Below are 12,036 nucleotides of genomic sequence, written 5' to 3'. Positions count from 1 at the left end.
ACCTGTCAGACGAGGAAATATCCGCGGTCATCAACCGGCTACCTTGCCCAGCTGCGGTCAGGCTGGAGTGAGGCCCGCTTGGCGCCCTTGCTCGCTGCCTGGACCAGGGCGATCGAGCCCAGCAGCACCCCGCCGTAGCCGACCACGAAGGCCCCGACCGTCAACGGGTGCAGTGCCTCCGGGTCGGCGACCTCAAGGAAGCCGCAGGCGACGAGGACGGCACCCCCTACCAGGCCGAAGATCCCCAGTCGGCGTGCCCAGGGCAGGGCCGCCCGGTGGCCGGCTCGCCATGCCTCCGGCGAGGCCTTGGTGGCGGCGGTGCGGATGCCAGCGGCTTGGTTGCGCTGCAGGCCCCCGTCGGCCGCCATCCGCGTCACCCCCCAGATCAGCGCGCCGGTCATGCCGAGGGAGATCCCGCCGAGCAGACCCATCAGGAGGTTGGCCTCGCTCACGCCGCGGGCTCCCGGTCGCGGCCGCTCACGCCCGCCGTCACCCGCGCAGCGCGGGGATGACCTCGTCCTCGAAGAGCTCGATCCCCGAGGTGTCGTAGGCGGCCTCCGCGAAGTAGGTGATGGCGTAGGTCATCCCCTGCTCCTGCAGGCCCCCCAGCATCTCGGTGATCTGTTCGGGGGTGCCGACGGCGGGCTGGGTGCGCAGGTTCTCCACGGACCGGGCCGCGGTGTCCTCGGCGATGCCGCCGCGGACCATCCGGTCCTTGATCCCCCGAAGCCGGTCGGTGACCTCAGCCTCGTCGCGGCCGATCACCACGTTGTAGTTGGCGGAGCGGGTAATGGCCTCGAAATCGGTGCCGACGTCGGCGCAGTGCTCCTGGAGGATCCCTGACTTGCGCGCGAATCCCTCCGCGGTGCCGTCGAAGTTGGTGTAGTCGGCATACTCCGCGGCGATCCGCAGCGTCTTGCGCTCACCCCCGCCGGCGACCCACAGGGGTATGCCGTTGCGCTCGCTGCCGGCAAACGTGGTGCCCTGCAGGGGCCGGGGCCAGCAGAGTGCCCCGTCGACCTGGTAGTGCTCGCCGTCCAGGGTGGCCGAGCCGGTGGTCCACATCTGGCGGAAGATCTCCACCCCCTCGCGCAACCGGGCCAGGCGCTCACCGGCGCTGGGGAAGCCGTAGCCGTAGGCGCGCCACTCGTGCTCGTACCAACCCCCGCCGATGCCCATCTCCACCCGTCCGCCGCAGATCGCATCGACGGTGGCGGCGACCTTGGCCAGGTAGGTGGGCTCGCGGTAGCTCATGCAGGTGCACATCTGCCCCAGCCGCACCCGGCCGGTGGTGGCCGCGAACGCTGCCATCAGCGTCCACGCCTCGTGGGTCGCCTCCTGCGTCGGCTCCGGCGTGGTGTGGAAGTGGTCGTAGACCCACAGCGACTCCCACGCCTCCTCGGCGTCCAGCCGCTGGGCGAGGTCGAGCATCACCCCCCACTGCCGCTCGGGTGCGATGCCGACGAGGTCCGTCCGCCAGCCCTGGGGCACAAACATTCCGAAGCGCATGAGCCCCAACCTACGTTGTCCCCGCGCGGGCTGCGGCCGATGGCCGCGGGCCCCACCCCGCCGACCGTCAGCCGCGCCGCTGACGCAGCCGCTCGCCCTTGGCATGGGCCTGGTCACGCAGGTCGTCGGCGAACCGGGCCAGCTGATTGCGCCACGCTGCGGCCTGATCGCCCTTGCCCGCGGCCAGCATGCGCACGGCCAGCAGGCCGGCGTTGCGGGCCCCGGCCACCGAGACGGTCGCGACCGGGATCCCGGCCGGCATCTGCACGATCGACAGCAGGCTGTCCATGCCGTCCAGGTGCTTCAGCGGCACCGGCACGCCGATCACTGGCAGCACGGTGACCGAGGCGAGCATCCCGGGCAGGTGGGCCGCACCGCCGGCGCCGGCGATGATCACCCGCAGCCCCCTGTCGGCCGCCTGCTGCCCGTAGGCGACCATCTCGGTCGGCATCCGGTGGGCGGAGACGACGTCCGCCTCGTAGGGGACGTCGAACTGCTCCAGCACCTCGGCCGCGGCCTCCATCACCGGCCAGTCGCTGTCGCTGCCCATCACCAGGCCGACCAGGGGCGCGGTGCTCGCCGCGGCGGGCTCACTCATCGATGACTCCTTGCAGGTAGTCGGCGGCGTGCCGGGCCCGTTCGCGCAGCTCGGCGAGCGACCCCGCGCTCCCGTCGCCGCCGAAGACGGTGACGTGGCCCAGCTTGCGACCGGGGCGCACGCCCTTGCCGTAGAGGTGGATCTTCAGCCCGGGGTCCCGGGCCATCAGGTGCCGGTAGGTCGGGTACAGGTCGGGGTGCTCCCCGCCCAGGACGTTGCCCATCACCGTCCACGGGGCCCGGGTCGAGGGGTCGCCCAGCGGCAGGTCGAGCACTGCGCGCAGGTGCTGCTCGAACTGGCTGGTCACCGATCCGTCGATGGTCCAGTGACCGCTGTTGTGCGGGCGCATGGCCAGCTCGTTGACGAGGTATGCGCTGCCTGCGGACCCGTCCGCCGTCCCGGCGCCGCTGGGTCCGGCCACCTCGAACAGCTCCATCGCCATCACCCCGGTCACCCCGAGCTCCCCCGCGATCCGCAGCGCTCCCTCGACGGCTGCGACGGCGAGGTCCTCGTCCAGGTCGGGCGCGGGCACCAACACCTCGGTGCAGACCCCGTCGGTCTGCACGGTCTGCGCCACCGGCCAGGCGGCCGCCTGCCCCGACGGGCTGCGGGCGACCATGACCGCCAGCTCGCGGGTGAAGTCGACGGCCTCCTCCAGCAGCAGGCCGTCGACGAGGCCCGCCTCCCCCACGCCGGACAGCCACGGCTCCACCTCGGCCAGGCTGCGGCATACCTGCACTCCCTTGCCGTCGTACCCGCCACGGGGCGCCTTGACCACGATCGGCCAGCCCACCTGCGCGGCGAACTCCTCCACCTCCTGCGCGGTCCGGGCCTGCGCCCAGCGGGGGCACGGCAGCCCGAGCTCGGTCAGTCGGCGGCGCATCGCCAGCTTGTCCTGGGCATGGACGAGGGCGGCCGGCGAGGGGTGCAGGGGTATGCCGTCCGCCTCCAGCGCGGCCAGGACGTCGGCGGGGACGTGCTCGTGGTCGAAGGTGACGACGTCGCAGTGGCGGGCGAACTCCCGCACCGCCGCCAGGTCGGTGTGCTCCCCGACGGGGCTGTGCGGCACCACCAGCGCGGCGCTGGCGGTCGGTGACTCGGCCAGCACGGACAGAGTGAGCGACAGGGCGACGGCCGGTGGCTGGCACATGCGCGCCAGCTGGCCCCCGCCGATGATGCCGACGACCGGGAAGCCGCCGTCGGCCCGGACCGGGGTGGGCCTGGCGGACGCGGTGCTCGGCCCGGGGATCGACACGGGGTCGGACACGGGGTCGGGCACGGGGTCGGACACGGCGTCAGACACGGCGTCGGACACGGGTTCGGGCACCGTGCCGGGCGTGGCTGCGGGGGACGGGACCGGGGGCGAGGAGGTCTGCTCGGCGCTCACCCGGCAACCCTACCCAGCGGCCGGGACGCGTCCCGCCCCCATGAGCGGACAACCAGGAGCGGACGACCATGAGCGGACGGCGCCACCCAGCGGTGCCGCCTAGACTCCTGTGCCCGTGACCTCTGCCCACCTGCGCCTGCTCGCCCGCCTGAGGGCCGCCTGGAGCACCCTGGTGGCCGAGGTCGCCAAGTTCGGCACGGTCGGGGCGGTGGCTTTCGTCGTCGACGTGGGGCTGTACAACCTGCTGGTCTTCGGCATGCCGACAACCGGGCCAGGGCCGCTGGCCGACGCACCACTGCTGGCCAAGGCGGCCTCGACCACGGTGGCCACGGTCGTCGCCTGGTCGGGCAACCGGTGGTGGACCTTCCGACGCCGGCGGCGCACCGCCAAGACGGCGGAGTTCGCGCTGTTCGTGCTCTTCAACGCCATCGGGCTGGGCATCGCGCTGGCCTGTCTTGGGTTCTCCCGCTACGTGCTGGGCCTCGACAGCCAGCTTGCTGACAACGTTTCCGGCAACGGCATCGGTCTGGCCCTGGGGACGCTGTTCCGGTTCTGGACCTACAAGCGGTTCGTGTTCCGCGGGCACCTGGAGGCGGGTCGGGACGGGGATGGGGCCGGGGACACTGAAGGGGTCATCACCACCGGCAAGTAGGTGCCCCCCGGTCATCGCCAACGGGCGGGTGCAGGCTCAGCGAGTCATCGCCAGCGGCAGGTAGCAGGTGAAGACCGGCGGGCGGACCGTGGTCAGCTCCAGCCGACCGCCGACAGCCTCCGCGGTGGCGCGCGCGACCGACAGGCCCAGGCCGGTCCCCTCGCCCGAGGTGAGACCCCGGTCGAAGATCACCCGGGCCAGCTCCCGCGGCACCCCCGGGCCCTGGTCGGCCACGGTGAACACCGCAGACGGCCCTGACCGGCCCACGTGGACGCGCACCCGGCCGGCGCCGTGAATCAGGGCGTTCTCCACCAGGGTGTTAAGGATCTGGCTGATCGCCGAGGAGCTGGCCTCAACGATGATCCCCCGCTCGCAGGTCAGCGAGATCTCTCGTCGGACCTCCTCGAAGGCGGGCGTCCACTCCTGGGTCAGGCTGGACAGGACCATGTCGACCGCGCTCAGCGCCCCCCCGCTGGCGTGCCCCGGACGGGTGCGGCGCAGCAGCTCGTCGACCACCCCCGTCAGCCGCTCCACCTGCCGGATGGCGATCTCGGCCTCCTCCCGGGCGGCCGGGTCGTCGCACTGGGCAATCTCCTCCAGCCGCAGCAGGAGCGCGGCCAGCGGTGTGCGCAGCTGGTGGGAGGCGTCGGCGGCGAAGGACCGCTCGAAAACGAGGGCCTTGGCGAAGATCGAGTGGTGCCGGTCGATCTCCCGGGCGACCGCGTCCACCTCGGGGATGCCGGACTTCAACGGCTCGGGCTCCACGAACCGCCCCGGACGGGCCTTGGGGTCCAGGGCAAAGCCGCCGGAGGCCATCTCGTCGGTGCGGTGTGCGAGCAGCCGCAGCGGCGCCGCGATCCGCTCCGAGGTGCGGTCGGCGATCGGACGGACCATCGAGGTGGCCACCGCGAGCGCGCCGCCGCAGACCAGCAGGAAGATCGGCAGCGCCACCCACAACGGCATCGCCTCGGTCGCTCCGGCCTCCATCCGGGCGACCTGCACCTCGCGCAGCGCCCACACCACGACCGTGCCTGCCCCCGCGACGACCCCGCCGACCGTCAGGGTCACCCGCACCGTGTGTTCGCGCAGGATCGTGCGCACGAGCTCAGGCCGGCTCGTCGGGGTCGTTCTGGAAGCGGAAACCCACCCCGCGCACGGTGACGATGTGGCGCGGGTGCTGGGCGTGGTCGCCGATCTTGCGGCGCAGCACCGAGACGTGCATGTCGAGCGTCTTGGTCGAGCCGAACCAGGTGTCCCACACCTCGCGCATCAGCACCTCGCGGGAGACCACCCGCCCCTCCTCGCGCATCAGCACGCGGAGCAGCTCGAACTCCTTGGTCGTCAACCGCACCTCGCGGTCGTGCAGGAAGACCCGACGGGCACCGATGTCCATCCGCAGCGCGGCCCCGATGTGCTCCGGCGGCGCCCCCGGGCCCCGCCGCAGCAGGGCCCGCACGCGGGCCAGCAGCTCGCCCAGGCGGAACGGCTTGGTGACGTAGTCGTCGGCGCCGGCGTCCAGGCCGACGACCGTGTCCACCTCCTCGGTGCGCGCGGTGAGCATGAGGACCGGCAGCGTGCTGCCCCGCTCGCGCAGGGTCCGGCACACCTCGACACCGTCGAGCAGGGGCAGCCCCAGGTCGAGCACGAGCAGGTCGTAGGCACCCTCCCCGGAGGCCTCGCTCAGCGCGGCGCGTCCGTCGGCGGCGACGGTCACCTCATACCCCTCGCGGCGCAGGGCGCGCTCCAGCGGCTCCGAGATCGTGGGGTCGTCCTCGGCCAGCAGGACCTTGGTCACCTGATCCGCTTTCATCGCACCCTGCCTCTCGTCGCCGTCACGGGCCAGTATGTGGTGGTGCTCATCGGCCCGGCCACTTCGGAGTCCGCTTCTCGGCGAAGGCGGCCACGCCCTCGCGCCGGTCGCCGCTGAAGGCCGTGGCCCGCCAGGCCCCGTCCTCGATCTCCAAGCCCGCGGCCAGGTCGGTGCCCATGCCCAGGCGCATCGCCTGCTTGGCGTTGCGGACGGCGACCGGGCTGTTGGCCGCGATCTGGGCGGCGACCTCCAGGGCCCGCTGACGCGCCGTCCCCGGGGCCACCAGCTCGTCGACGGCCCCCAGCTCATGTGCCTGCGCCGCGGTCATCCGGCGGGCGGTAAAGATCACCGAGGCGGTCCGGGACCAGCCGACCCGGCGGGTCAGCAACTGGGTGCCACCCCCGCCGGGGACGACCCCCACGCCGACCTCGGGGAGCGCGAGCGTCGCCCCCTCCCCCGCCACGATCAGGTCGCAGGACAGCGCGATCTCCATGCCGCCACCGAGGGCGTAACCCTCCACCGCCGACAGCGCCGGCACCGGAAGGTCGAGCACCCCGCGGTAGGCCCGCCGGGTGATGAGCCGGTGCTCCATCATCTGGGCGTCGGTGAAGCCGTTGCGCTCTTTGAGGTCGGCACCGACGCAGAAGGCCCGCTCGTGCGCGCTGGTCACCACCACCGCCCGCACGACGTCGTCCGCGGCCAGCCGGGCCGTGGCGGCGGTGATCTCCTCGGCGAAGGCCGTGGAGATGGCGTTCATCGCCTCGGGGCGGTCCAGGGTCAGCTCGACCACATGGCCACCCTCACCGTGTCGGGTCAGGTGCAGCATGCTCGGTGCGTCCATGGCTGGCAAGGCTACTCGCAGGTCAGCCGGGGTGCGGCCCCGGGCGCAGGTGCTCCACGTCCCCCGCGTGGTGCTCGGACCGCCCGCCCGGGCCCTGCAGCACCAGGGCTCCGTCGGCGGCCACGTCGAGCGCCGTGCCCGTCGTCGCCACGCCCTTGGCGCCGTGCACCACCACGGGCCGGCGCAGCGTGCCGCACGCCTGCCGGTAGGCCTCGCGCACGCCCTCGGGTCGGCCCGCCGCGAGCTCGTCGTGCAGCTCGGCGAGGTGGCGCAGGTAGTCCTGCAGGAAAGCCTCACGCGCGCCGTCCGGCAGCGGGGCGCCGCCCCGGCACAGGCGCCAGGAGGTGGCCCCCGGGACGGGTAGCTGGTCGGCGTCGTGGTCGACGTTGAGCCCAGTGCCGACCACGACGGCCCCTCCGTCGGCGACCTGGGCCAGGATCCCGGCGAGCTTCCCGGGCCGGGTGCCGTCCTGGACGAGCACGTCGTTGGGCCACTTCAGCGTCGCGTCCACGCGCCAGCGACTGGCGCGCAGTGCGGATCGGACTGCCAGGCCCGCGACCAGGGGCACCCAGCCCATCACCGCGGCGGGCAGCGGGGGGACGACGGCAGAGATCGCCATACCCGTCCCAGGGGGCGAGGACCAGCTGCGCCCACGGCGTCCCTGGCCCGCCGACTGGTGGTCGGCCACCACCACGCGGCCGGGGCGGGGGTCCCGCAGCGCCTCGATGTTGGTCGACCCGATCGTCGGGTGGGTCTCGGGCGGCTCCCAGGCCCACGAGGGCGCGGGCGCCCGCTTCGACGTGCTCATGGGCTCAAGGCTAAGTTGATGCCCATGACCGACACCGTCAACGCGGACTCGCAGGGCGAGCAGAGCTCTGGGGAGGGCCCCGACCTGCGCACCACGGCAGGGCGTCTGCAGGACTATCGCGCTCGGGTGGAGGCGGCCGTGCACGCCGGCTCGGCCAGTGCGGTGGAGAAGCAGCACGCCAAGGGCAAGAAGACGGCCCGGGAACGGATCGAGGACCTGCTCGACGAGGGCAGCTTCACCGAGCTGGACGCCCTGGCGCGGCACCGCTCCACCGCTTTTGGGCAGGAGCAGAAGCGGCCCTACGGCGACGGGGTCATCACCGGCTACGGCACCGTGGACGGGCGCCCGGTCTGCGTCTTCGCCCAGGACTTCACCGTCTTCGGCGGCTCCCTGGGCGAGGTCTTCGGGGAGAAGATCGTCAAGGTCATGGACCTGGCGATGAAGATCGGCTGCCCGGTTGTGGGCATCAACGACTCCGGCGGCGCCCGGATCCAGGAGGGCGTGGTCGCTCTGGGTCTGTACGCCGAGATCTTCAAGCGCAACGTCCACGCCTCCGGCGTCATCCCCCAGATCTCCCTGGTCATGGGCCCGGCCGCCGGCGGCGCGGTCTACTCCCCGGCGATCACCGACTTCGTCGTCATGGTCGACCAGACCTCCCACATGTTCATCACCGGCCCCGACGTGATCAAGACCGTCACCGGCGAGGACGTCACCTTCGAGGACCTGGGCGGGGCCCGCACCCACAACACCGTCAGCGGTGTGGCGCACTACATGGGCGCCGACGAGGACGACGCGATCGACTACGTCAAGGAGCTGCTGAGCTACCTGCCGCAGAACAACCTGGAGGACCCCCCGGCCTACGACACCGACATCGACGAGGAGGTCGGGCCCCAGGACGAGGCGCTGAACACCCTTATCCCCGACTCCCCCAACGTCCCCTATGACATCCGCACCGCCATCGAGGCCGTGCTCGATGACGGGGAGTTCCTGGAGGTCCAGCCCCTGTTCGCGCCCAACATCGCCATCGGTTTCGGCCGCGTCGAGGGCCGCTCGGTCGGGGTCGTGGCCAACCAACCGCTGCAGCTGGCCGGCACCCTGGACATCGACGCCTCGGAGAAGGCCGCCCGCTTCGTGCGCACCTGCGACGCCTTCAACATCCCCATCCTGACCTTCGTCGACGTCCCAGGCTTCCTGCCCGGCACCGACCAGGAGTTCGGCGGCATCATCCGCCGCGGCGCCAAGCTGCTCTACGCCTACGCCGAAGCCACCGTGCCCCTGATCACCGTCATCACCCGCAAGGCCTACGGCGGCGCCTACGACGTCATGGGCTCCAAGCACCTGGGCGCCGACATCAACCTTGCCTGGCCCACCGCCCAGATCGCGGTCATGGGCGCCCAGGGCGCGGTCAACATCCTCTACCGCAAGCAGCTGCAGGCCGCCGCCCAGGACGGTGGCTCCGAGGCCCTGGAAGCCGAACGCGCCCGTCGCATCCGCGAGTACGAGGACACCCTGGCCAACCCCTACGTCGCCGCCGAGCGCGGTTACATCGACGCCGTCATCGAGCCCTGCGCCACCCGCGTCGAGGTCGCCCGCGCCCTGCGCCACCTTCGCTCCAAGCGCACCACCCGCGCCCCCCGCAAGCACGGAAACATCCCCCTGTGAACGACACGTCCCTGCCCCAGGAGCCGGACACAGTTCACACCCCGGTGATCCGCGTCGTGCGTGGCAACCCCACCCCCGCCCAGCTCGCCGCCATCACGGTGGCGCTCTTGGCCGCCGGCGAGGCCCCCGAGCCCGCGCCGCCCCGGCGGACGCTGTGGACCAACCGCGCCCGCTACGCCCGGCCGCGGCCCGCGGTCGGCCCCGGCGGGTGGCGCGCCTCGGCGCTGCCCCGCTGACGGGCCGGCCCCGGTGCCCCAGGCCGGCCGGGAGGTCGGCGCGGTCCCTCAGTCGGCCGGGAGGTCGGCGCGGTCCCTCAGCGGGCGGGGGCGAACCGATGCACCAGCCGCTCGTGGTACATCGGGGGCAGGCACTGCGCCGCCAGGACCCTGCGCCCGGCCTCGTCGTCCCCCATCGCCGAGGCGAAGGCCGTGCTCATGTCGATGTCGTGCTGCGGCGGCTCCAGCACCTCGATCGGGTCGCCGGGCCGGACCTGCCCCGGCACCACCACGCGCAGGTAGGCGCCGCACCGGCCGCGCTCGGTGAAGCGGCGCACCCACGCCCGCTCCCCCAGGTGCCGCTGGAAGGTGGCACAGGGGGTGCGCGGGATCGACACCTCCAGCATGACCTCCTCGCCCACCCGCAGTCGCTGGTTGACGAGCAGCGCCTCCAGGTCCAGCCCTTCCGTGGTGAGGTTCTCCCCGAACATGCCGTCCGAGAGCCCACGCCCGAGCTCAGCCTCCCACCAGTCCAGCTCCTCCCGGCTGAAGGCGTAGACCGCCTTCTGCGCGCCGCCGTGGTGCTGGGCGTCGCCGATGAGGTCACCCGCGACGCCCGGCCCGTCGCCATACCTCGGGCCGGGGGTGAACAGCTCGACCGCCGGCACGGGGCGCTTGTCGATGCCGGTCGTGCGCGGCGTGCCGGGGTCGGGCTTGGGGTGGGCCAGGTTCGTCGAGCGGATCCGTCCGGTCATGACCAGAGGGTATGCCGCATCCCGGCCGCGCCGAGGGCAGGGGACGGCCACCGGTCCCGCGAGGCGGCCGGGGCGCGTGCTGGGTCATAGCGGTAGGTTGCTTTTCGTGACCACGCAGAGCCGCCCGCAGACCGAGATCGACCGCCTCGCCGAGGCTGCCCTGGACGCCGCCGTGGCGCTGAGCCCCCTGGAGGCGACCTACCTGGGGGTGCCCGGGCAGGACCACGCCATCGACGACCTGTCGATCGAGGGCCTGCAGGCTCGGCGCGACCTGGCCGCGCGGACACTGGAGCAGCTCGGCGGCCTGCTGCCCGAGGACGACGTGGACCGGGTGACGGTCGCCGCCCTGCGCGAGCGCCTGGGCCTGGGGGTGCAAGAGCTGGATCTGGTCCTGGCCGGCCGGGCCCCGGTCGAGCTCAACGTCATCGCCTCGGCCCCCCAAGAGCTGCGCGACGTCTTCGACCTCATGGGTAAGGACACCCCGAGCAGTGGGCGAACATCGTCGCCCGGCTCGAGGCGATGCCGGTCGCGGTGGAGCAGTACGTCTCCGCGCTGCGCTACTCCGCTGGGCACGGGCAGGTGGCCCCCCGCCGCCAGGTCGACCGCGTCGCCGAGCAGTGCCGCGACCAGGCCGGGGACGAGGCGAGCACCTTCGACGCCCTGCTGGCCGAGGCCGAAGGCCAGTCCGAGCAGCTGCGCACCCACCTGACCACCGCGGTCCGAGGCGCCAAGGCCGCCTTCGGCACACTGGCGGCCTATCTCGAGACCGAGCTGGCCGCCCGGGCCCCGGAGTCCGACGCGTGCGGCCGGGAGATCTACGCCCTGCGCTCGCGGGGCTTCCTCGGGGCCGAGATCGACCTGGAGGAGACCTACGCGTGGGGCCAGGAAGAGCTGGCCCGGATCACCGCGATGATGGAGCAGACCGCCCAGCAGGTCCGCCCCGGCGCCACCGTCAAGGAGGCGGTGACGATCCTGGACGAGGACCCCCGATACCAACTCGAGGGGACCGAGGCGCTGCGCGAATGGATGCAGGTCAAGGCGGACGAGGCCGTGGCCAGCCTGGCCGGGACCCACTTCGACGTGCCCGAGCCGGTGCGCACGATCGAGTGCATGATCGCGCCAAGCCAGACCGGCGGCATCTACTACACCGGCCCGTCGGAGGACTTCTCGCGGCCCGGGCGGATGTGGTGGTCGGTGCCCAAGGGGGTTACCCGGTTCTCCACCTGGCGCGAGCTGACCACCGTCTACCACGAGGGCGTGCCCGGCCACCACCTGCAGATCGGGCAGACCGTCTACCGCTCCGAACTGCTCAACCGCTGGCGTCGGCTGGCGTCGTGGACCTCCGGGCACGGCGAGGGCTGGGCGCTGTACAGCGAGTGGCTGATGGCCGACCTGGGTTACATGGACGACCCTGGTGACCGGATGGGGCTGCTCGACGGGCAGTCACTGCGGGCCGCGCGGGTGGTGCTCGACATCGGCGTGCACTGCGGCTTCGAGGCCCCCGCGGAGGTCGGCGGTGGCGAGTGGACCTACGACAAGGCCTGGCTGTTCCTGCAGAACCACGTGAACATGGACGAAGGATTCGTCCGCTTCGAGCTGGACCGCTACCTGGGCTGGCCCGGGCAGGCCCCCAGCTACAAGATCGGCGAGCGGCTGTGGTTGCAACTGCGCGACCAGGTGCGCGAACGGGAGGGGGACGACTTCGACCTGAGAGCCTTCCACCGCCGGGCGCTGGACATCGGCGGGGTCGGGCTCGACACGCTGCGGGCCGCGGTGCTCGGCGAGCTCTGAAGCCCCTA

12 protein-coding genes and 1 pseudogene are annotated in these 12,036 nt (G+C 72.7%); 4 read left to right on the top strand and 9 right to left on the bottom strand.

The features are described from left to right. Window positions 1-38: 38 nt before the first annotated feature. The 4 genes from FY030_RS04020 to FY030_RS04005 form a co-directional block, all read right to left on the bottom strand. On the bottom strand, window positions 39-452 hold the full coding sequence (locus tag FY030_RS04020; protein ID WP_158060387.1) for an SdpI family protein: 414 nt from the start codon (window positions 450-452) through the stop codon (window positions 39-41). A 37-nt stretch (window positions 453-489) separates the two neighbouring features. Then, window positions 490-1,509 carry an LLM class F420-dependent oxidoreductase gene (locus tag FY030_RS04015; RefSeq protein ID WP_158060386.1) on the bottom strand — a complete coding sequence of 340 codons (1,020 nt, stop codon included), beginning with the start codon at window positions 1,507-1,509 and terminating at the stop codon, window positions 490-492. A 67-nt stretch (window positions 1,510-1,576) separates the two neighbouring features. Continuing rightward, the gene (purE, locus tag FY030_RS04010) at window positions 1,577-2,107 is read right to left on the bottom strand and encodes a 5-(carboxyamino)imidazole ribonucleotide mutase (RefSeq protein ID WP_158060385.1); all 531 of its coding nucleotides are present in this window, start codon (window positions 2,105-2,107) and stop codon (window positions 1,577-1,579) included. Beyond that, window positions 2,100-3,356, bottom strand: a complete 1,257-nt coding sequence (locus FY030_RS04005) for a 5-(carboxyamino)imidazole ribonucleotide synthase (RefSeq protein WP_238348630.1) — start codon at window positions 3,354-3,356, stop codon at window positions 2,100-2,102. The genes purE and FY030_RS04005 overlap by 8 nt, the downstream gene beginning before the upstream one ends. A gap of 253 nt (window positions 3,357-3,609) precedes the next feature. Between FY030_RS04005 and FY030_RS04000 the strand changes: the two genes are divergently transcribed. Next, complete coding sequence (locus FY030_RS04000) at window positions 3,610-4,146, top strand: GtrA family protein (RefSeq protein WP_158060384.1); 537 nt, start codon at window positions 3,610-3,612, stop codon at window positions 4,144-4,146. Window positions 4,147-4,182: 36 nt separating this feature from the next. Here FY030_RS04000 and FY030_RS03995 read toward each other — a convergent pair whose 3' ends face one another. The 4 genes from FY030_RS03995 to FY030_RS03980 all read right to left on the bottom strand — a co-directional run bounded on the left by FY030_RS03995 (window position 4,183) and on the right by FY030_RS03980 (window position 7,605). Further along, complete coding sequence (locus FY030_RS03995; protein ID WP_158060383.1) at window positions 4,183-5,247, bottom strand: sensor histidine kinase; 1,065 nt, start codon at window positions 5,245-5,247, stop codon at window positions 4,183-4,185. Window positions 5,248-5,251: 4 nt separating this feature from the next. Further along, a complete protein-coding gene (locus FY030_RS03990; protein WP_202879801.1) occupies window positions 5,252-5,941 on the bottom strand; it encodes a response regulator transcription factor in 690 nt (229 codons plus the stop codon). A 61-nt stretch (window positions 5,942-6,002) separates the two neighbouring features. Beyond that, a complete protein-coding gene (locus FY030_RS03985) occupies window positions 6,003-6,797 on the bottom strand; it encodes an enoyl-CoA hydratase-related protein (RefSeq protein ID WP_158060381.1) in 795 nt (264 codons plus the stop codon). A gap of 22 nt (window positions 6,798-6,819) precedes the next feature. Further along, window positions 6,820-7,605 (bottom strand): biotin--[acetyl-CoA-carboxylase] ligase, encoded by a 786-nt coding sequence (locus tag FY030_RS03980; protein ID WP_158060380.1) that lies wholly within the window; start codon window positions 7,603-7,605, stop codon window positions 6,820-6,822. Window positions 7,606-7,629: 24 nt separating this feature from the next. On the opposite strand from FY030_RS03980, the gene FY030_RS03975 reads away from it, so the two are divergent. Both FY030_RS03975 and FY030_RS03970 read left to right on the top strand, forming a co-directional pair. Then, window positions 7,630-9,267 carry an acyl-CoA carboxylase subunit beta gene (locus FY030_RS03975; RefSeq protein WP_158060379.1) on the top strand — a complete coding sequence of 546 codons (1,638 nt, stop codon included), beginning with the start codon at window positions 7,630-7,632 and terminating at the stop codon, window positions 9,265-9,267. Then, window positions 9,264-9,503, top strand: coding sequence for an acyl-CoA carboxylase subunit epsilon (locus tag FY030_RS03970; protein ID WP_238348540.1), 240 nt, complete (start codon window positions 9,264-9,266; stop codon window positions 9,501-9,503). Before FY030_RS03975 ends, FY030_RS03970 begins: the two co-directional genes overlap by 4 nt. Window positions 9,504-9,580: 77 nt before the next feature. On the opposite strand, the gene FY030_RS03965 is transcribed toward FY030_RS03970, so the two are convergent. Then, window positions 9,581-10,237, bottom strand: a complete 657-nt coding sequence (locus FY030_RS03965) for an MOSC domain-containing protein (RefSeq protein ID WP_158060378.1) — start codon at window positions 10,235-10,237, stop codon at window positions 9,581-9,583. Window positions 10,238-10,343: 106 nt separating this feature from the next. Here FY030_RS03965 and FY030_RS03960 point away from each other — a divergent pair. After that, window positions 10,344-12,028: pseudogene (locus tag FY030_RS03960) on the top strand (DUF885 domain-containing protein). Window positions 12,029-12,036 lie beyond the last annotated feature (8 nt).

Origin of the sequence: Ornithinimicrobium pratense, assembly GCF_008843165.1 — a bacterium.
GTDB classification, from domain to species: domain Bacteria; phylum Actinomycetota; class Actinomycetes; order Actinomycetales; family Dermatophilaceae; genus Ornithinicoccus; species Ornithinicoccus pratensis.
Note: the sequence above shows the minus strand (reverse complement) of the source record. Positions and strands in the feature narration are given on the sequence as shown.